We start from the raw sequence: 19,589 nt of genomic DNA, 5'->3' as shown, positions 1-19,589 counted from the left end.
CATCACATCCCTGATTATGATTTAAAACGACGTATTCCTACCAATCCTAATAACATTAAAATTGCCCCCATCCCCAAACTACCACCACTTACTTTTACGGTCTTGCTTTGGAAGTTATCTGGTGGAGCCTGATTAATATTTGTTGGGATATCAATATAATCACTGGTTGCATCATTAAAACGTGTAACAGTCGTCATAACCCGCAGCCTAAACATATCCTGGCCATGCCAATCACTGTAAGGAACATATGTTACATTGCCATCTTGATCTAAAGTCAATTTACCTTTTGATGGAATATGCGGTTCCTGCACAATTTCCAAACAACCAGGCTGCCAAGGTTGGCCATCAGCACGCTTATTCAACTTTGCTTCACATGTTGCTGGATCAAGTAACTCTCCATCAGCTAAGCTATCAAGGATACTAAATTTTGCAATTTGTTTATAAGTAAGATCCATACCATTGGTTGGAATGTTACTACGATCAATCAACAATTCGATTGCCCCTAGATCACATAATTCATCAAGCCCACTTCGTTTCTTACCGCGCTGATCAGAGCCTTCACAGGTGGCTAAACTATATGTTGTTCCATCACTATAAATTCTTCCTCTATTCACAATTGGAGAATCCGCAACACTCAAATAAGATGTTAATAATCGTGGTTTGAAATAACCTAACATTTGATCTTTTGGCGTGTAATATGGGCAAAGCAAGCCTTTTGCAGGTGGAGCCGCGCATACACCTTCATCATTTGTACCACCAGCAATCAATTTTTGTTCTGGATCATTTTGATTCCAGATCACATTAGGTAAACATTTAGTCGTTTCAAAGCCTTTACACTCGGATGTCGTAAAGTTACTTTGCACAATCGTGGTATCATCTACCGTACTAGTAAAATCATTATTTCCATTTGCTACAACAATACTATTCGAAATAAAAGAACTTGGATAATATTCAATCTCTTCTTTTTCCACACCATTGTCATTCGTTTTAGTAACTACTTTCCACCTTAGTGCATGCAAATACAGACCAGCGGCATTTTTAATAATAGTATTATTATTCAGAATCATACCTTCACGAATATTAGCAACATATCCGCCTTTATTATGAAAAATGCTGCTATTTTTGATACTAGCGAAGACTCCTAATGCTGCACCGACAGTATCATTGTTAATACCTTCTTGCACATATAATAGGGCCCCTGTCGGACCTGCAGCTCCTTCATTATCACGCAATACGGATTGTGTAATGGCGTACCTTGGCATTTCACTATAAATGACCGCACCCTGATCAGCTTTATTTCCTTGCAAGATACTGTTCGTAATAGAAACGTTTCCTGCTGTTTTATTTACAAGTGTGCTAGTACCAACATTATAAATTGCACCACCTCTATTAGCCAAACCACCTGCTAAACGAGAATACTCGATTTTTAAATTTTCACGGTTACTAATTAAACCGCCATTATTAACTTTTGTAGAAGAGCCTTGTAAATTCAATTCACTAAAAATAACAGCAATTAAAGACTTTTCTACATCACCATCATTAATAGAAAAAAGACGGTCTGCACCGACCATTTTAATTGTCGCGTTATTGAGCCCTTTTGTACTGGTAAAGTCCGTATTCACTGCTGATCGAATTGTCATTTCAGCTTTGATCGCTAATTCTGACTTTAGCTGATAAGTTTGATCACGCTGTAAAACAATTACAGAAGACGAATCTTTATCCCCACAGCCTCGATAGCCATTTTCATATTCTTTTTGGCTTCTTTTATTTATAAACTCTACAGCGTTTCTTAACGAGCAACCGGTATAATTCTCTTCATCGAGTAACGTCGTGACTTGAATATCCGCAGAATATGCGTGTCCAGTAATCGCAAATAAAGCGCAGGCAAGCGTCCGTTTGAGCATACCGATCTCCTTCTTTTTTCATTTTTCTTCGTATTACAAACTCGGTGTTTGCAACCACATTCCTTTGTGCGTACTTTGTCATAGCTCTCGAAATTACTCAAGAAATTTTATGCTATTGGCGATATTCATCAATCAACGCATAAATTTGCTTAAGTGTTGTATTTGAAAGCTTAGTTTTTTCGCCTTTCAGCATTTTTTCAAGTTGGGCCAATGTTTGTAATAACACTGATGCCTGATGCGGTCCATTACTTAATAGATAATCCACAATTTGATGATCAAAATGAATACCCCGACGCGTCATCACAGATTGTAATAACGCTTGTCGATCAATATAAGAGCTACCATTGGGTACTTTGACACTGACCGCTTGAGTTAGCCTTGATTGTAAATCTGGTAATTCAAGCTTGAGTTCAATTGGCGCAACACGAGACGAAAAGACCAGTTGTCCTTCATGGTTATTCATTAAATGAAAAACAGCTTTCTGCCAATGTGGAACCCCACTAATCGCATCAATATCATCTAAAGCAACTAAATCATAAAATTCTAAAGAGGTAATCGCTTCAATCGGTGCATCTAATAATTCTAATAATGAGACCTTAATTGCTGGTCGGCCTAATTCTAAGTATGAATCACAAATTGCTGAGAGCAAATGGCTCTTACCCGTACCTGCCCCACCATATACATAAAATCGGCTGACTAAACCTGCATGTAATTGTCTGACTGCATCAACCACAGGTCCCCAACCCGGCCCCGAAAAATCACTGATTCGGGCATCGAGTTGTGGTTCTATATCCAGTTGTAGTTGACGCATATATTTAATAAGTTCCTCAATTACTTTAAGTCATTCGAGTTTGAAGTCTCTGTATCTTGAGAGTTTTTAATTTGAATATCAAGCTCTACTTGACTAGTTTCAACATTTATATGCTGAGTTTCGCCTTGTACCAAAACAACTTCAGTTGGTAATCCATACAGGGAACTTTTTTCGTAATTATCACGCGCATGTTTTAATAACACAACAATGACAGCGGCTACAGGCAATGCGATCAACATACCAAGGAAACCGCCCAATTGTGCGCCTGCCAATACAGCAAAAACAACCGCTACAGGAGATAATCCAATTTTATCCCCTAACAAGAATGGTTGAAGAATATAGCCTTCGACCATTTGTCCAATCATAAATACAACACCGACAAGAAGTAGCTGCGTCCAATCTAATCCAAACTGGAACAGTGTTGCGATCACGGCAGCGATAATGCCGACACCAAAACCTAAATAAGGAATGATACTTGCCAAACCTGCAATCATGCCAATGATTAAGCCAACTTCTAAACCAATCAGCTGTAACCCCACAGCATACACAATCCCTAATAAAAGCATGACAAGGAATTGGCCTTTCACAAAAGCACCCAACACACTATGACATTCACGAACAATGGTTAAGGTTGACGCTTCATAAGGACGTGGGATCAAGCGTCTGAAGCTCTGCAACATTCTTTCCCAATCCAGCAAGAAATAGAAAGAGATAATCGGGATAAGGATAACCACCCCACCAATTTGAATAAAATTCAAGCCAGATTGAGCAACTCTTAATGCCATGGTTTGAATGCTATCGGCACTATAGTTGGTTTGAATATAATCCATCAATGCTTTGGTAATTTGCTCGGTATCAATTTCCATCGGTACAACATTAAACGTGTGCGATACCCACGGTAAGAAGGTCGCATTAATCCAATGAATACCTGCAGGGATACTATCCCGCGCATACATTAACTGTTTCCAAATCAATGGTACAAGGAACCACAAAACCATGGTCAAGGTCACACCAATACCAATAAATACGATACTGATAGCTAACCAACGTGGTAATTTGATTTTTACAAGAAGATCAACAAGCGGGCTAAATAAATAGGCTATAAAAAAAGCGCCTATAAAAGGAATCACAATGGGCTTTAATAGATAGAGCACCCAAAGGAATAATGCGAGCCCAGCGATGATAAAGATACGACGTAGTACCTGATCTTGCATAAAATCTAGCCTTTTCTTGTTTAATCGTTATAAAAGAAAAAAAATTTAATTAAAGATAGCATTTTCGAGCATAAATAACATAAGAGTTTCGTATATTCAGGTTATAATCTGCCGCCAATGCGGAGACTTCACTATGAGCAACTCAACTTCTACCCCAAATACTGGTTTAAGCTATAAAGATGCGGGGGTCGACATTGAAGCGGGCGACGCACTGGTCGATCGTATCAAATCTGTCGCTAAACGTACCACTCGTCCTGAAGTCATGGGCGGCCTAGGTGGTTTCGGTGCCCTATGCAAAATTCCTAAAGGTTATGAAGAACCAGTATTGGTTTCAGGCACTGATGGTGTAGGTACAAAATTACGTTTAGCACTTAATCTCAATCGTCACGATACGATTGGTCAAGATCTTGTTGCCATGTGCGTAAATGACTTACTTGTTTGTGGCGCAGAGCCTTTATTCTTCCTTGACTATTATGCGACTGGTCATTTGAATGTGGATGTTGCAGCGGATGTAGTGACAGGTATTGGTAAAGGTTGTGAACTTGCTGGTTGTGCATTGGTTGGCGGTGAAACTGCTGAAATGCCTGGCATGTACGAAGGCGAAGATTACGATCTTGCTGGTTTTGCAGTAGGTGTTGTTGAGCACAGCAAAATCATTGATGGGACTAAAGTGAAGTCTGGTGACGTACTCCTTGGTGTTGCATCTAGCGGTGCTCACTCAAATGGTTACTCATTACTGCGTAAAATCCTAGATGTTAAAAATGTAGATTTAACTCAAATCGTTGATGGTCGTCCACTTGCAGATGTTGCAATGGAACCAACGCGTATTTATGTAAAACCAGTGTTAGAGCTTTGCAAACAAGTTGATGTTCATGCTATGGCTCACATCACTGGCGGTGGTTTACCTGGTAACCTGCCACGTGTACTTCCAAATGGCGCGCAAGCAGTCATTGATGAATCTAGCTGGGAATGGTCTGAATTATTCCAATTGTTACAACGTGAAGGTAACGTAGAACGCTTCGAAATGTATCGTACATTTAACTGTGGCGTTGGTATGGTAATTGCCGTTGATGCAAGCGAAGCAGACAAAGCAATTGATCTCTTAAATGCCCAAGGCGAAAAAGCATGGAAAATTGGTTATATCCAAGAAAATGCTGAATCAGTTGAAGGTGCAGACGAAAAAATTCGCGTGATCTTTGCATAATGAGAATTGCTGTCCTTGTCTCTGGCAACGGTAGCAACTTACAAGCCCTGATAGATGCAAATCTGTCAGGGCAAATCATTGGTGTACTCTCAAACAAAGCCGATGCCTACGCATTGCAACGTGCCGAGAAAACCAATATTGCGACCGCTGTTATTTCACATAAAGATTATCCCAATCGAGAAAGCTTTGACGACGCTATGCATCAACAATTGTTAGCATGGCAAGTGGATCTGGTTATTCTTGCGGGTTTCATGCGTATTTTAACGCCAAGCTTTGTTAGCAAATGGCAAGGCAAAATGTTAAACATCCATCCTTCTCTGCTGCCTTTTTATAAAGGTGTTCATACACATCAACGTGTATTGAATACAGGAGATCGTTTACATGGTTGTACAGTTCATTTTGTCACAGCCGAACTCGATGCTGGACAAAGTATTGCACAATCGGCAATTCAAGTGGGTTTGCATGACTCTGTAACAAGCTTGGCACAACGTGTGCATCAACTTGAGCATTTTATCTATCCTCAAGTTGCACAATGGTTCTGTACAGGTCAACTGACCTGGCAAAACGGTCAAGCCTATTTCAATCAGAAACCTTTAGAACGACCGATTCAATTCGCACAATTCTAAAAATAAAAAACGCATCTCTGGATGCGTTTTTTATGCAATCAAATCACCAAACTTTTAATTTTCTCAACCGTTTCCACAGGATGCTCTAATGGGAACATATGGCCACCCTCAAGCACAGAAAAAGGAATAGCTAATTTCTTTTTCGCCACTTGCGGGAACTTCTCTTTCAAGAAAACACTGTCTTGCCCAACAACCAAATGCACGGGTACAGGTGGTTTTGGCATTGGTAACCACCACATAGATGGAGTGGTTCTAAACATAGCCACTTCATCCTCTTTAGGAATCGTTAAAGTCACCCCACCATTTTGATGATCATCCGTCAAAGCATGCTCAATATAAGCTTGGAAACAAACAGGATCAAAATGTTGATAAAAGCCTCTCGAACCTAACAATTCAGCAGCTTGTTCACGCGACTCCCAATGATCACGTCGACGTACCGACAAACCTGCTGGGGTAATTTTATCTACTAATTTAGGTTTAAACATTTTAGCAAGATGAAAGACAAAGGATGCTTTACCAATGATTAACGGTGGATCTAGCATGATCACTTGTGAAAATAATTCAGGACGGCGATAGGCTGCCATTAAAGTCAACACGGAGCCCAAAGAATGCCCCAGACCAATTACCTTGCGACCTTGCGCTTGCTGCACAATACTATCGACAATCTGATCAACTAAATGCGTCCAGCCATGGGTAATCGGATAACGTTTATCATTTCCAATTTCTGCCACGTAAATAATGTCGTATTGATCTTTTAATTGATCAAACAGCTTTTGATAAACTTTAGAAGGAACACCATTGGCATGGGCAAAATGAATCAAAGGTTTCATAAGCTTGTCTTTTATTTTCACTGATTGGTCAATTATCCTGCTCTACATATGTATTGCAAATTAAAAGGATAACTGTCCAGTTATTTTTAGAATAAAAAAAGGGCTGTGATCGACACAACCCTTTTTGAAATATTATTGTATTTTCGCGTTCTGCTGAGTCTCAAGTTGGGCAGCAAGCGAACTACTAATTCCTGCGCCAAGCTGTGCACCCATACGCCCTAAAATAGACTCTAATGGATTACGTTGTACCGTATAGTCCACTTTTTGCTCGATTTTTAAATCACGCATCAATGTTGTCAGACTTCCGTTACGATCCGCCACACCTAAAGCAACGGCTTGCTCACCTGTCCAGAACAGACCTGAGAAAATCGCTGGGTCGTTTGATTTCAAACGTTTACCACGGCCTTCTTTAACCGCATTAATAAAGTGAGTATGCACATTATCAAGCACTGACTGCACATGTTGTTTCTGTGCTGGATCAAGTGGTTTGGTCATACTTAAAATGTCTTTATTGCTACCCGCAGTAAGCGTACGGTCTTCAATCCCCAGCTTTTGCGCTAAGCCACTTAAACCATAGTTCGGCATGATCACACCAATTGAACCTACGAGACTTGATGGATTCACAATAATTTCATCTGCCGCAGAAGCAATATAGTACGCACCTGATGCACCCATATCACCGATCACTGCATAAACTTTTTTATCTGGATGCTGTTTTTTCAGATAGCGGATTTCTTGCCAGATTTCATCAGACTGTACTGGTGAACCACCTGGTGAATTAATATTTAAAGCAACGGCCTTACTTCCACTTGCTTCAAATGCACGTTTTAAGGCTTTATTGGTATCTTCACTATTCACTGTAGACTGACCTGCAGATGAATCGATGGTGCCGACAATATCAACCACAGCCAAGTGATTACTACTAATATTTGTGGTTGATTTATCAGATGAGGTGGTACAGCTCTTGGTCATTGCTAATAATACGATCAGCAAATATGCAAAGCCCAAACATTTGAAGAAAATACCCCAACGACGGCTACGACGTTGTTCTTCAACAGAAGCAAGCACGGCTTTTTCTAAAATCTGCCATTCTTTGCCTGTCACATTATTACTATTTGTAGATTCGTTTTGTGGTTTTGGTGGCCAATCGGACATAAGATTCCAATCCAATATATTTTAAAGTGACTTCATTATATACGTGGATTTGAATAAAACTGTTTAAATAACTTGTCTTAACTTATAATTATTTTTTGCTTTATACTTCCCTTTGTAATTTTTTCTAATTATTGATACATGACTCAGCCTAAATCAAGCAGCACAAGTTATCGTCTTATTCAGTTTGTTAGTCGCCAGCCGATTCAATTAGGGCGCTTCTTTGCACGTATGGTTGCAGCCTTGGTCACTACTCTTCCGCTGTCCAAGCTTTCCAAAACAATTGGTTTGAATATACAAATTGCTTTTCCCGAGATGGATCAACAGCATAGACAACAAATCACCAAACAAGCCATTCGAAATGAATTGAGTTCTTATTTTGAATTTTTCAGTATTTGGGGCTCAACAGATGCCAAAAATATTCAAAGAATCCAAAATATTCATGGTGAACATTATTTCCATGAAGCCTTAGCAGAAAAAAAAGGCGTCGTCCTGATTATGCCTCATTTGGGGACTTGGGAAGTCATGAACGCATGGTTAGCACAACATACTCAAATGACGATCCTATATAAACCTGTCAAAAACCCTGATGCTGATCGTTTTGTTCGTGATGCGCGTAGCCGTAATCAGGCAAATTTAGTACCGACCGATGAAAGCGGGGTACGACAGATTTTTAAAGCACTAAAACAAGGTGGCACCACTGTTATTCTTCCAGATCATACTCCCGATCATGGTGGAGATATGGTCGATTATTTTGGTATTCCATTAGCATCTAGCAGTCTCAGTGCCAAACTCATTCAAAAAACCAAGGCTCGAGCTTTATTATTTTATACCATTAGAAATGATCAGGATGGCTTTGATATGTATATCGAGCCAATCAGCTCTCAAATCTATGAAGGCAATGCTGAAGATGGGACTTTGATTGTTCACCAAACCTTGGAACAGCTGATTCGACGTTACCCAGAACATTATCACTGGAGTTATAAACGTTTTCGCGCTAACCCTGATTTAAAGAAAATTTATGATATTGATGAAAAAGAAGCACTCGCAAAAGTTGCTGAAGTTCGTCGACAAACACAGCAAAAAGAGAATGCTTAGGCTATTCTCTTTTCAACCACTTGAATTGTTGTCTCTGTTGTTTTAACTCTACGGTGTCATGCTCAAAGACAAAACTCAGACCACCTGTATCTGCAGTATTCAGTAAAGGAATATTTAAGGCTTGAAGACGACTTTGTAGTTCTTGGCTTGGATGACCATAACGATTATTAAATCCTGCTGAAGCAATCGCCAGTTTCGGTTTTAACACAGCTAAAAAATCATATGCAGAGCTATTTTTACTGCCATGATGACCAAGCACCAAAACATCCACTTTTAAATCAGGATACTGACGTAAGAGCTTATATTCAGTTTCCCACCCTGCATCCCCCATAATCAGAAAGTTTTGATAAGGCTGGGCCTTGGAAAACTGTAGATATACCACACAGGACTGTTCATTTTGCTGATGCTTTGCAAGTGCTAAACCGTCCAGATCGGGTGATAGAATTTCTATTTTTAGATTTGAATAAGACCAATTTTGCCCTTGCTGACATAATGAAAAATTATCTTTAAATGGCATAATGTCACTCAGCTCATTGGATTGAACTTGGGTAATATCAAACGCATTTTGAATCGAGGGAAACGCACCGCTATGATCTTGATCAAGGTGGGATAGAATGACGTGATCCAATGCTCGGATGCCTTTCTCCCTTAAGAAAGGGATAACCACGCGTTCACCTATACTAAATTTGGTTTCATCATAAGAGCCACCTGTATCGATCATTAAAGTCTGCTGTGGATGCTGCAAAAAGATCGCTTGCCCTTGCCCCACATCAACAATATTCAGGACAGTAGGCTGAGTTTTTAGGCCTAAAACTATGGGCAAAAAACAGATGCCTGCCCAAAGCTTTGGAGTTATCCCTTTTGGCATAAATAGAATAATCAACCCAATAATTAAACTCACCATCATCAAAGGTGTATAACTCACACCATATAGGCTTGGTGAAAGATGTTGGAGCATATTCAACAACCACATCAGTACCGATAACAACACACCATTCAACTGAAATAACAGCTTTCCAAATGCAGGAATGAGCAGCCAGATACAAGCGGCAATAATATTCAAAGGTACAATCAAGCCACCGAGCAAAGGAATCGCAATCAGATTGCTAAATGGTGCTGCCCAAGAAATTTGCTGAAAGAAAATAACCACCAAAGGTAACAATGCAATAAAGATTTTCCATTGCGATTCAATGAAAATATTGATGGTCAAAACCAGTTTTTGTGTCGGTGTCAGAATCAATTCTCGCGGTAATTGTTGAATGGTTTGATAGATCCGTAGCAGAATAAAACATGCCCCATAAGACAGCCAAAATGCAGCGGAAAGAATACTAAATGGATCATAAATCAGTAATAAACTGGCGCTGTAAACCAGTAACGCTAAGGGCTGAATCGACTGGCGAAATAATAGAAAAAGGCTCGCAATGACGACGGTTAATAATGTTCTTATCGCTGGAATTTCAAAACCGACAAAAGTCACATACAGCAATACGCTGACCACAAACGGCAATAGCAGCAAGATCTGTCGTGGTTGCCATAAATATAATTTTGGATAATAACGTTGCAGCATACGTTTCAAAACCCATGTCAACAGCAACGCAAAAATCAGCACATGCGGACCTGAAATCGCCAACAGATGTGAAATTCCCAACTGTTGAAATTGCTGCTTTAAGCGATTTGATAACAGGCTTTCATCCCCTGTAAGTAATGCGAGAAGTAAACCTTTATGTTGCAGACCCGAAGCCTGAAACATGTGTCGAAATGACAGCCGCATGGTCTCAATTTTTAATAACAACATTGCTTGAAGGCTTTGTTGCTGCTTAAGATGCTGCTGATAACCCAGGCGATAGATTTCATCGCGACTCAATGGCTGAATATGTCTGACCGAAAATGCCGACATAACATTTTGTTGTAAAAACCATTTCTCCTGATCAAAAGCACCTGCAACTGCATAACTATGGGCAGGTTTGATCGTTCCATAGATTCGATAATAATGACCCAACTCTAAAACCTGTTCTGGAATCGCTTGTTGTTTTGCCTTATTCAAATAGAGAAACCAAGCTACTGGCTGCTCCCGTCGGTTCAGCACCTCGGCAATTTGTTTTTGTCCATCTTCGGTCAGCTGATCGATTTTTTTAATATAAACAATTGCTTCAAAAGGCTGAACTTCAACTTCTCTCAATTTGAGCCGCTGCGCTAAAGCTGAGTCAGCATAATGATAGCCCATAGCAAACAATGCCCAACTGGCACTGATTATAAGTAACGCTTTATAAGCAGATAAATATAAATGAGATCGTCTTTGGAAAAGGCTAAAAGCAAAAATTATAACTGCTAAAGTCAACCATACCCACCATGTGGCAGCGACAAAAGCGAGCTCCCGCCCCATAAAGGCAATCCCAGCAATCCAGCCCAATAAGATAATTTTTAACATTTTACTAAATTAATTTTTTAATTATTCTAATGATAAAATTAAAGCCCGTTTGCAGGGCTTTAACAAGTGCTTAAACAAAATATTTATTATTGATCAAGCCATAAACCATCTTGCATATGCAAAATAGAGTCAGCTGACTGTGCCAATTGCTCATCATGGGTCACAATTAACATTGCCATGTTCAGCTCTTTTTTCAAATCAGTGAGTAATTCAAAAATACTGAGCGCTGTTTTGCGATCTAAATTACCCGTTGGTTCATCTGCTAAAACCACAGCAGGTCTAGTTACCAATGCACGTGCTAATGCCACACGTTGACGCTCACCACCAGACAATTCACCGGGTTTGTGGTCCATACGATGAGATAAGCCGACACGATCCAACAGGTATTCCACCTGTTTTTTCACATCTTTGAAGTTGCTTTCACCACGTATCATTAATGGCATTGCCACATTTTCCAGTGCTGAAAACTCAGGCAATAAATGATGGAACTGATAAACAAAACCTAAATATTGGTTACGCTTGTAGCCCCGTTCGGCTTCGCCTAAATTATCAAAGCGTTGCCCTTGTAAAAATACTTGCCCTTGCGAAGGCTGCTCTAAGCCACCCAATGCATGCAATAACGTACTTTTACCTGAGCCACTTGAACCAACAATGGAAACGAACTCACCAGCTTTTACTTGAAGTGATAAACCTTTAATCACTTCAACTTTGCTTTTTCCATCATCAAAATGCTTATAAATATCTTTTGCTTCTAAGACAATATTACTCATAACGTAACGCCTCAGCAGGTTGAACTTTGGCTGCACGCAAAGCAGGATAAACTGTCGCCAAGAAACTTAATATCAAAGATACAGTTACAATCACCACCACATCTTGCCATCTGAGATATGAAGGTAAGTAATGCACAAAGTACGCATCAAATAGATTCAAACCTAAGACCGTATTGAACCAAGAAATAATATCGCTGATGGTCAATGCTAAAGTCACACCTAAAATCGTACCTGCAATGGTACCAATCACCCCAATCACCGTACCTTGCACCATGAAAATTTTGGTAATCATCGAAGGCGAAGCACCTAAGGTACGCAAAATCGCAATATCAGACTTTTTGTCTGTAACCACCATGACCAGTGATGACACAATATTAAATGCTGCAACGACAATAATCAGTACCAGTAATAGACCGACGAGCGTTTTTTCCATTTGGATCGCATTGAACAAATTACCATGGGTATAGGTCCAGTTCGATGCATAGAAGTTACTTGGCAACTGGCTGACAATATCATTGGCCACTTTTGGTGCAGCAAAAATATCATCCAGTTTCAAACGAACACCTTGTGCGCCATCTGGTAAACGTAGCAAGGTAGACGCATCATTCAAGGCGATATAACCCACCATTGAATCCACTTCTGCACCTACACTAAAAATACCGACGATTTTAAAACGTTTAAAACGCGGCACCACACCTGCTGGAGAAGGTGTTGCTTCTGGTAACACCAATGTCACATTGTCATTTAAACCCAGACCCAGCGCATCGGTCATGTCCTTACCGAGAACAATACCGAACTCACCTTTCTTCAAGGCATTTAAATCACCTGAGACCATGTGGTTTTGAATGATTGAAACCTTCTTTTCATATTCAGGTTCAATCCCAGTGACCATGATTCCTGCTACTTGACCTTGCGCTGTTAACATTCCCTGCAATTGGGTAAATGGTGCAACCCCAGTGACATGCGGATGATGCTCAACTTTTTTTACAAGCTCAGGCCAATCTGTTAGAATTTGAGTAGAAGAAACAGTGGCTTGTGGAACCATTCCCAGAACACGAGTTTTTAATTCGCGATCAAAACCATTCATGACAGATAATACTGTAATGAGGACAGCAACGCCGAGGGTTAAACCAATCATGGAAACCAAGGCAATAAAAGAAATAAAATGATTACTCCGCCGAGCACGAGTGTATCTCAACCCTATATACAGCGAAATTGGCTTAAACATACCATCTAGTCCGAGGTGATTTATTATGGAAAATTCACAACATCATCTTGTTGACGACAACACTGAACGTCGAGTGATGTCTCGTATTGATGCCGTGTTGAGAATCAACTATCAAATCATTCCAGATGATGTTGCGCTGAATGATCCTTATGACTCTCATTTCGTATTACCGCGCTATTTTCTACTACTTGCAGAATTAGATCAATTTGATCACGCGTTTCGCTACGAATTAGAACAATTAAATGAAAAAGATCAACAAATTGCTCGCATCTTATCCCTTTTTAACCAGAAATTGAATCTGATTACAGGGTCTTTTTACGACAATATCGTGCAATCATTGTTGCCAGTGCCTGAACAGGTAAACTTTTCGGAGAATGGATTAAGCTTCTTTAGCACTCAAGATATTAATGAAGGCACTTATATTCATATTACCTTGAGCCACCCTGAAAACTTCTTCCATATTGCAGCGACCGCCCAAGTGGCACACAGTAGTGCAGAAGAACAAGGTAAGTTCCGTATCGGCGCCTATTTCATCACCTTGAACCCGCAAGATCGTGCAAAATTGGCAGCCAGCGTTCAACAAAGCCAGCAGCCTGAGACCACTTAAGTCTTATACTTTTAATCGACGATATGCACGTAAGTCTCTAAAGAAATAGAGAAATAAACCAAAGAGAATAATGCTTGCCCCAACAAATACCTGAACTGACAATTGCTCGTGGTTCAGGTATGCCCCAATCAAGATTGCCAGCATAGGTGTCATTACTGTGGTTAATGACAAGGTTGTAGCTTGAAGATTTTGCACCAGTTTAAAGTAACAAAACATCGCAATCAGAGATGCCATCACAATGGTATAGGTCAATGCCAATAACGATTTAGCAGAGGGCATATGAGTCGGTGCATATTGCCAAATCCACGGCAATAATAGACTTGCCAATATGGTAGAAACGAGGATTGAACCTGTCGCTTGTGCCATTACAGGTAGATCTGCATTAATCTTTTTCACCAGAAAGATTGAGAGTGAGTATGAAAAAACACTGATCAGCATTAAAACAATACCCAGCGGTTGCACATGTTTCTGACTGCCACTGAGACAGATCATCGCTAATCCGACAATGGATGTCGCCATGCCAAACCACTGTAAGCCCGCTAATTTTTGCTGGAAGCCAAATCGACCAATCAAGCCTGCCATAATGGGTGCCAAACCAAACATCAACGCAATCAATCCCGAACTGAGATAAGCCGTTGCCGCATAGGTAAAGATTTGCGAACCGATCAGACTTAATGAGCCCGCAGCATAGCTTAATAGTGCAATTTTATGTGTTGGGAATTTTACTTTTAACAGCAATAAAACTGTTGCAGCTAAAGGCAAGGCAATAAAAAAACGAATCAACAATGCCCACATGGGATGTAAATCAGAAACACTCCACACAATGGCTAAAGGCGTGGTTGCCCAAATGAATACCAATAATCCATAAGTGAATATTAAGTTAATACGTGATGGCATATTCAACTCAAGAAGCTGTTTTACGTTTCTGTTTTAAAATGGTCTGATCCAGTGAACTTGAAAACTCTCGCTTATCTCGCTCAGAGATTGGAGGAGGCCCACCTGTTTGTACACCTGCACCCCGTAAAGTATCCATGAAGTCGCGCAAATGCAGACGTGCTTTCACATTTGCAGTGGTATAAATCTCGCCACGTGGATGAATCGCAATGCCACCCTTTTCAATCACTTGTGCTGCAAGCGGTATATCTTGTGTAATGACAATGTCATTTTCTTGCATTCGATCTACAATTTCTTGGTCGGCCTTATCTGCACCACTCATCACCTGAATTGATTTAATCCGCAGTGACGGCGTAATACCCACATTTTGATTGGCAACAAAAATAACTTCAAGTTGATAACGATCAGATGCGCGTAGAATAACTTCACGTAAAATTTTAGGCAAAGCATCAGCATCTACCCACAATTTAAATGGCAGCACGTTGGCAAAAGCTCATGAAAGTAAAAATATAGTGTAACAGATTACTGGAAAAGTAGAGTGAACATCATCCAACTATTCGCATTGACAGTTTCAGTTCAGCACGCTTGGGGCAGCATATTGATATTTCGAACTAAAAACTAAATTAATTGTAGAGAATTACAGATTCAGACTTGAAATATGACAGTTACCCTCGATTTAATAGAGTAAGTTCAACCTTTTTAGCATTACGCTTTATGAAAAATCAAAACAGTCCAGAAATCATTAAAATTCAAGATCAAAATTTCGGTAATCATGTCGAGCATTGGAACTTATTGACAGATACTCCCGAAACGGATGTTCCCAAATGGTTAGGATTGGCGCTTGATGCTCCTGTAATGCCGATGGGCCTCTGCCAAGATGAACATGAAATGGATCAATCCTTTTGGCTGATTCAAGGTCCGAGTGGTGAAGCTGTTTCGATCAATCAAATTATTGCGGTTGAAGATCAAAAACCACGTGCATTAAAAACAGCATTTCCAAGTTTTGATAGCCCATATAAATATGATGCACAAATCGAGCGAATTATTACCTGTGATTCTTCAACTCAAGCAGTATTACGTCTGAACTTAAATAAAAATACCATTATTTATGCCTTCGATAATTTATTCAGTGTAAATAGCTGTCAATATGACAAAAATCAAACCTATCAAGTTCAATTTAATGCTTGGGCATATGAATTAGAGACGGTTTCAGCAGATGAGAAAATCATCGTTGATGACCCTGTTTCAATTAAACATCACCGCGCATTAAATGCGATTTTGTCCGAACATAATGGAATTGCTCCAGATAATTTACAAGAATTGATTAATGACTGGCAACCAAAAACGCCAGAAGATCAAGAACCTGTCACTGTCGACTTTTCTAAAATGGTGGCCTATTTATTTGGTGAAACATTAGGTCAAGAAGACGAAGCTTGGTTTCAAGGTAATATCGTAGGCAAAACTTCAATGCAGTTTATGCAGGAAGAATATACCCTTTATGATGTGACACTGGTATTAGAAGATGATTTACCTGCAATCCTGATTCGTATTGCAACCAAGAATGAATTGTATAAAAACTTTAACATTGGCCAATATATTCGCGGTAACCTATGGATTCAGGCGAATATTTATGCTAAAACTGCACATAAGTGACAAAAAATCACATAAATGGCATTTTAGGCGTTCTAATGAAAATTATACCAGAACAAACGACCACCAGTCTGATTCACTCGAGTGATCAAGGTCTTAAACTTGATGTTGGTGCTTTTTGCTTTTTTTTACTTGGTATGTTTTTAGCAGCACTCATGTTTCATCAAATTGGCTTTTTTTAAATTTTTGACCACTACCCTATTCACAAATAAAAGCCCTCAATGTTGAGGGCTTTTATTTTAACTATGCTTAACCATGACGTTTTGCAAACTCATCCATAAAGTCAACCAGCGCTTGCACACCCGCTAAAGGAACGGCATTGTAAATACTTGCACGCATACCGCCTACAGAACGGTGACCCGCTAAATTTAACAAATGGTTTTGTTCTGCTTCTTTTAAGAAGGTCTTTTCAAGTGCTTCATCTGCAAGTGTAAACGGTACATTCATCATTGAACGATTTGGAACAGCAATTGGGTTGTTATAAAAGTCGCTTGAATCAATATAACCATAAAGAAGTTTCGCCTTCTCTTGGTTCATTTTGTAGATTGCATCTACCCCACCCTGCTCAAGCAACCACTCAAACACCAAACCAGACAAATACCAAGCATAGGTTGCAGGCGTATTCACCATTGAACCATTCTTGGCTTGATCAGCATATTTTAAGATGCTCGGAATTTCAGGTTTTGCTTGGTCTAACAAATCATCACGAATAATGACAATAGTTAAGCCTGCTGGACCAATATTCTTTTGCGCACCCGCATAAATCAGACCAAACTTGCTCACATCTAAAGGTGCAGACAAAATACTAGATGAATAATCGCAGACCAATGGTGCGTTTACTTCTGGAATCCCTGCGAATTGTAAGCCACCAATCGTTTCATTATCTGCATAATGCACATAGGCAGCATCAGCTGAAAGATTCCAGCTGCTTTGTTCAGTAATCGCATGTTTGCCATCAATTAAAGTACCCGCTTCAACGATATTAATATCACCGTAGCGTTTTGCTTCTTTTAGTGCTTTCTCAGACCAAATACCCGTATGGATATAATCTGCCTTGTTATTTTTACCCAGCAAGTTGAGTGGAATCGCTGAGAATTGCAAGGATGCACCACCTTGTAAAAACAAGACTTTATAGTTCTCAGGAATATTCATGAGCTTACGTAAATCAGCTTCAGCCTTTTCTGCCACAGCAACATAATCATTGCTGCGATGACTCATTTCCATGATCGACAGACCCTTACCTTGCCAATCCAACAATTCTTGTTGAGCTTTTTCTAAAACAGCCGTAGGTAATGCAGCAGGACCAGCGCAGAAATTATAAGCACGCATGAGTTTTCCCTTGTTAAAGTGGAACAAATTGGAATGGGAATTTAACCATAGATTGGCGAAGCTTGCAGCAGCTTATCCAGTAAATATTTCAATTTGATTGAGAAAATAGGACTAATTTTTCAATCATGTCTTTGTCATTACATTGATTTTAAGTTGAATTACCCACTCATATTTATTCGCTCAAAAACCATCATTTCGCCCATTTTAATTAGATTAAAAACTCTACTTTTTACAAATTCACTACACCAAATCAGGTGATATAACTATTTAATTAAAAACATATTATTTTAATTTTATAAAAAGAATTTAGACTAACTCAGGATATTATTAAATTGCGACCTACCCTAATGTTGAAACGACATGATCGACCGAGTTTTAAGGTCAAACGGTTTCCCAAACAGTTAAGCTTAAGTATAAGCTTGATCAGCTGTGCTCTATTTTCAACTTCTTTATTTGCGCAAAGCTTTAGTTATACCGAAGCTGAACAATATGTTGTAGAAAATGCATATGGCACACAAGCACAGCAAGCACTACAACAAGCTTCGCAACTCGAAATGGAAGCCGTCAAACATCTGGGTTTACCGCGTATCGACTTAAATGCGCGTGCCTACTCATTTCATAGCGAAACCAGTGTGCCTTTAGAATCAAGTAAACGTCGGCTTGAAAACTCCCTCACGCGAGGTTTTGATGACAAATTGTCACAATGGGGAAATGTGCTACCTCCAGAAGTGATTGATCAAGTTAGCCAAGGTTTTGATCAGACTGTACAAGAAGGCTTAAATCAAGTCCCCAACAATCTAGATGTCACGGTAAAAGACCATGATGTTCGAACTTCAATTTCAATGGTTATGCCACTTTATACCGGCGGTAAGATTAACAGTGCCAAACAGATTGCTACGATTCAGGCGCAACGCTCAAACATTAGTGAAAAACAGCAACAAGATTCACAACGTTTTGAAATGATTCAATCGTATTTTAATGTGCAATTACAACAACAGTTACTCAATGCCAGCCTGTTTAATTTAAATGCGATGCAAGAACACTATAACAATGCACTTAAATTAGAAAAACAAGGCTTTATTAACAAAGGCCAACGTATGCAATTTGAGGTGGCACGCAATAATGCAGAACGCACCTATCAAAATGCTCAATCCAATTTGCAAGCCAGTCAGTTTAGCCTGCAAAATTTATTAAAAACACGAGAAAGTTTAAATCTCACTACTCCACTGTTTGTGAATAATGCCCAAAATCATTCTTTGGATAAACTCCTTGCAAACTACGATCAAAACTCCAGTTTGATTAAAAAGCTGCAAATGGATACCCAACTGGCCAATGAAAATGTCAAAGTTCAACAATCCGCCAAGAAGCCCAGTGTTTTTGCATTTGGTGAATATGGATTGGACAGCAAAGAGAATTGGATTGTCGGTGTGATGGCCAAATACAATTTATTCTCGGGCATTGATAACAACAAAAACATACGTGCGGCCGAACTTAAAAAGTATGCAGCCGAACTCATGACTGAACGCACTAAGCAAGAAGTTGAAAATGTACTGTACAAATCCTATAGCGAATTAAATTCATCGCAAACCAGTCATCAACTACTTACTCAGAATACCAAAGCCGCACAAGAGAACTTACGTATTCAACAGCTTTCATTTAAAGAAGGCATGGGCACAGCCACACAAGTCATTGATGCACAAAATGCCCTCAGCGCGTTAAGAAGTGAAATGGCCATTAATTCATATAAATACATTTTATCTTTAGCGACTTTATTGCAAAGCTATGGCTCGATTGATGAGTTCAAGCTTTATGTTAATCAACCACGTACTGACTATATCCGTTAA

18 protein-coding genes are annotated in these 19,589 nt (G+C 39.5%); 7 read left to right on the top strand and 11 right to left on the bottom strand.

Annotated elements, in window-relative coordinates:
- Nucleotides 1–14 precede the first annotated feature (14 nt).
- From rbtA to cxpE, 3 genes are all read right to left on the bottom strand, one after another.
- Nucleotides 15–1,904: a rhombotarget A gene (rbtA, locus tag F887_RS11950; protein ID WP_005292792.1), complete on the bottom strand. Its 1,890-nt coding sequence runs from the start codon at nt 1,902–1,904 to the stop codon at nt 15–17.
- A gap of 112 nt (nt 1,905–2,016) precedes the next feature.
- Nucleotides 2,017–2,715: a DnaA regulatory inactivator Hda gene (locus tag F887_RS11955; RefSeq protein WP_005292791.1), complete on the bottom strand. Its 699-nt coding sequence runs from the start codon at nt 2,713–2,715 to the stop codon at nt 2,017–2,019.
- Nucleotides 2,716–2,735: 20 nt separating this feature from the next.
- Nucleotides 2,736–3,929 carry a chloramphenicol efflux transporter CxpE gene (gene cxpE, locus F887_RS11960; RefSeq protein WP_005292790.1) on the bottom strand — a complete coding sequence of 398 codons (1,194 nt, stop codon included), beginning with the start codon at nt 3,927–3,929 and terminating at the stop codon, nt 2,736–2,738.
- Nucleotides 3,930–4,062: 133 nt separating this feature from the next.
- Between cxpE and purM the strand changes: the two genes are divergently transcribed.
- Both purM and purN read left to right on the top strand, forming a co-directional pair.
- Complete coding sequence (gene purM, locus F887_RS11965; RefSeq protein WP_004805639.1) at nt 4,063–5,133, top strand: phosphoribosylformylglycinamidine cyclo-ligase; 1,071 nt, start codon at nt 4,063–4,065, stop codon at nt 5,131–5,133.
- Nucleotides 5,130–5,759: a phosphoribosylglycinamide formyltransferase gene (gene purN, locus F887_RS11970; protein WP_171067444.1), complete on the top strand. Its 630-nt coding sequence runs from the start codon at nt 5,130–5,132 to the stop codon at nt 5,757–5,759. The genes purM and purN overlap by 4 nt, the downstream gene beginning before the upstream one ends.
- Nucleotides 5,760–5,797: 38 nt before the next feature.
- Here the strand turns inward: purN and F887_RS11975 are convergent, their stop codons facing one another.
- Nucleotides 5,798–6,589 carry an alpha/beta fold hydrolase gene (locus F887_RS11975; RefSeq protein ID WP_005292788.1) on the bottom strand — a complete coding sequence of 264 codons (792 nt, stop codon included), beginning with the start codon at nt 6,587–6,589 and terminating at the stop codon, nt 5,798–5,800.
- A gap of 132 nt (nt 6,590–6,721) precedes the next feature.
- Nucleotides 6,722–7,744 (bottom strand): signal peptide peptidase SppA, encoded by a 1,023-nt coding sequence (gene sppA / locus F887_RS11980; protein ID WP_005292787.1) that lies wholly within the window; start codon nt 7,742–7,744, stop codon nt 6,722–6,724.
- Between the two features lie 138 nt (nt 7,745–7,882).
- Between sppA and F887_RS11985 the strand changes: the two genes are divergently transcribed.
- Complete coding sequence (locus F887_RS11985; RefSeq protein ID WP_005292786.1) at nt 7,883–8,839, top strand: lysophospholipid acyltransferase family protein; 957 nt, start codon at nt 7,883–7,885, stop codon at nt 8,837–8,839.
- Nucleotide 8,840: 1 nt separating this feature from the next.
- On the opposite strand, the gene F887_RS11990 is transcribed toward F887_RS11985, so the two are convergent.
- The 3 genes from F887_RS11990 to F887_RS12000 all read right to left on the bottom strand — a co-directional run bounded on the left by F887_RS11990 (nt 8,841) and on the right by F887_RS12000 (nt 13,265).
- Nucleotides 8,841–11,267, bottom strand: a complete 2,427-nt coding sequence (locus tag F887_RS11990; RefSeq protein WP_005292785.1) for a DNA internalization-related competence protein ComEC/Rec2 — start codon at nt 11,265–11,267, stop codon at nt 8,841–8,843.
- 86 nt (nt 11,268–11,353) lie between these two features.
- The gene (gene lolD, locus F887_RS11995; protein ID WP_005292784.1) at nt 11,354–12,037 is read right to left on the bottom strand and encodes a lipoprotein-releasing ABC transporter ATP-binding protein LolD; all 684 of its coding nucleotides are present in this window, start codon (nt 12,035–12,037) and stop codon (nt 11,354–11,356) included.
- Entirely contained in the window at nt 12,030–13,265 is a 1,236-nt protein-coding gene (locus F887_RS12000; RefSeq protein ID WP_005292783.1) for a lipoprotein-releasing ABC transporter permease subunit, read from the bottom strand. Before F887_RS12000 ends, lolD begins: the two co-directional genes overlap by 8 nt.
- A gap of 25 nt (nt 13,266–13,290) precedes the next feature.
- Between F887_RS12000 and F887_RS12005 the strand changes: the two genes are divergently transcribed.
- On the top strand, nt 13,291–13,872 hold the full coding sequence (locus tag F887_RS12005) for a PilZ domain-containing protein (protein ID WP_005151758.1): 582 nt from the start codon (nt 13,291–13,293) through the stop codon (nt 13,870–13,872).
- Between the two features lie 3 nt (nt 13,873–13,875).
- Here F887_RS12005 and F887_RS12010 read toward each other — a convergent pair whose 3' ends face one another.
- Both F887_RS12010 and F887_RS12015 read right to left on the bottom strand, forming a co-directional pair.
- A complete protein-coding gene (locus F887_RS12010; RefSeq protein WP_005292782.1) occupies nt 13,876–14,769 on the bottom strand; it encodes a DMT family transporter in 894 nt (297 codons plus the stop codon).
- Nucleotides 14,770–14,776: 7 nt separating this feature from the next.
- Nucleotides 14,777–15,247: a YaiI/YqxD family protein gene (locus F887_RS12015; RefSeq protein WP_005151751.1), complete on the bottom strand. Its 471-nt coding sequence runs from the start codon at nt 15,245–15,247 to the stop codon at nt 14,777–14,779.
- Nucleotides 15,248–15,480: 233 nt separating this feature from the next.
- On the opposite strand from F887_RS12015, the gene F887_RS12020 reads away from it, so the two are divergent.
- Together F887_RS12020 and F887_RS18620 are read left to right on the top strand one after the other, a co-directional pair.
- Complete coding sequence (locus F887_RS12020; RefSeq protein ID WP_005292781.1) at nt 15,481–16,419, top strand: hypothetical protein; 939 nt, start codon at nt 15,481–15,483, stop codon at nt 16,417–16,419.
- 35 nt (nt 16,420–16,454) lie between these two features.
- Entirely contained in the window at nt 16,455–16,598 is a 144-nt protein-coding gene (locus F887_RS18620; RefSeq protein WP_005151747.1) for a hypothetical protein, read from the top strand.
- A gap of 67 nt (nt 16,599–16,665) precedes the next feature.
- On the opposite strand, the gene serC is transcribed toward F887_RS18620, so the two are convergent.
- Entirely contained in the window at nt 16,666–17,745 is a 1,080-nt protein-coding gene (serC, locus tag F887_RS12025; RefSeq protein WP_005292780.1) for a 3-phosphoserine/phosphohydroxythreonine transaminase, read from the bottom strand.
- Nucleotides 17,746–18,092: 347 nt separating this feature from the next.
- Here serC and F887_RS12030 point away from each other — a divergent pair, with 347 nt between their 5' ends.
- Complete coding sequence (locus F887_RS12030) at nt 18,093–19,589, top strand: TolC family protein (protein ID WP_005292778.1); 1,497 nt, start codon at nt 18,093–18,095, stop codon at nt 19,587–19,589.

This window comes from Acinetobacter sp. NIPH 2100 (genome assembly GCF_000369805.1).
Lineage (GTDB): Bacteria > Pseudomonadota > Gammaproteobacteria > Pseudomonadales > Moraxellaceae > Acinetobacter.
Note: the sequence above shows the minus strand (reverse complement) of the source record. Positions and strands in the feature narration are given on the sequence as shown.

What these genes read in the sequence shown, in the direction of transcription:
- rbtA (WP_005292792.1), bottom strand. Translation starts at nt 1,904, where the DNA reads ATGCTCAAACGGACGCTTGCCTGCGCTTTATTTGCGATTACTGGACAC.
- F887_RS11955 (WP_005292791.1), bottom strand. Translation starts at nt 2,715, where the DNA reads ATGCGTCAACTACAACTGGATATAGAACCACAACTCGATGCCCGAATC.
- cxpE (WP_005292790.1), bottom strand. Translation starts at nt 3,929, where the DNA reads ATGCAAGATCAGGTACTACGTCGTATCTTTATCATCGCTGGGCTCGCA.
- purM (WP_004805639.1), top strand. Translation starts at nt 4,063, where the DNA reads ATGAGCAACTCAACTTCTACCCCAAATACTGGTTTAAGCTATAAAGAT.
- F887_RS11975 (WP_005292788.1), bottom strand. Translation starts at nt 6,589, where the DNA reads ATGAAACCTTTGATTCATTTTGCCCATGCCAATGGTGTTCCTTCTAAA.
- sppA (WP_005292787.1), bottom strand. Translation starts at nt 7,744, where the DNA reads ATGTCCGATTGGCCACCAAAACCACAAAACGAATCTACAAATAGTAAT.
- F887_RS11985 (WP_005292786.1), top strand. Translation starts at nt 7,883, where the DNA reads ATGACTCAGCCTAAATCAAGCAGCACAAGTTATCGTCTTATTCAGTTT.
- F887_RS11990 (WP_005292785.1), bottom strand. Translation starts at nt 11,267, where the DNA reads ATGTTAAAAATTATCTTATTGGGCTGGATTGCTGGGATTGCCTTTATG.
- lolD (WP_005292784.1), bottom strand. Translation starts at nt 12,037, where the DNA reads ATGAGTAATATTGTCTTAGAAGCAAAAGATATTTATAAGCATTTTGAT.
- F887_RS12000 (WP_005292783.1), bottom strand. Translation starts at nt 13,265, where the DNA reads ATGTTTAAGCCAATTTCGCTGTATATAGGGTTGAGATACACTCGTGCT.
- F887_RS12005 (WP_005151758.1), top strand. Translation starts at nt 13,291, where the DNA reads ATGGAAAATTCACAACATCATCTTGTTGACGACAACACTGAACGTCGA.
- F887_RS12010 (WP_005292782.1), bottom strand. Translation starts at nt 14,769, where the DNA reads ATGCCATCACGTATTAACTTAATATTCACTTATGGATTATTGGTATTC.
- F887_RS12020 (WP_005292781.1), top strand. Translation starts at nt 15,481, where the DNA reads ATGAAAAATCAAAACAGTCCAGAAATCATTAAAATTCAAGATCAAAAT.
- F887_RS18620 (WP_005151747.1), top strand. Translation starts at nt 16,455, where the DNA reads ATGAAAATTATACCAGAACAAACGACCACCAGTCTGATTCACTCGAGT.
- serC (WP_005292780.1), bottom strand. Translation starts at nt 17,745, where the DNA reads ATGCGTGCTTATAATTTCTGCGCTGGTCCTGCTGCATTACCTACGGCT.
- F887_RS12030 (WP_005292778.1), top strand. Translation starts at nt 18,093, where the DNA reads ATGTTGAAACGACATGATCGACCGAGTTTTAAGGTCAAACGGTTTCCC.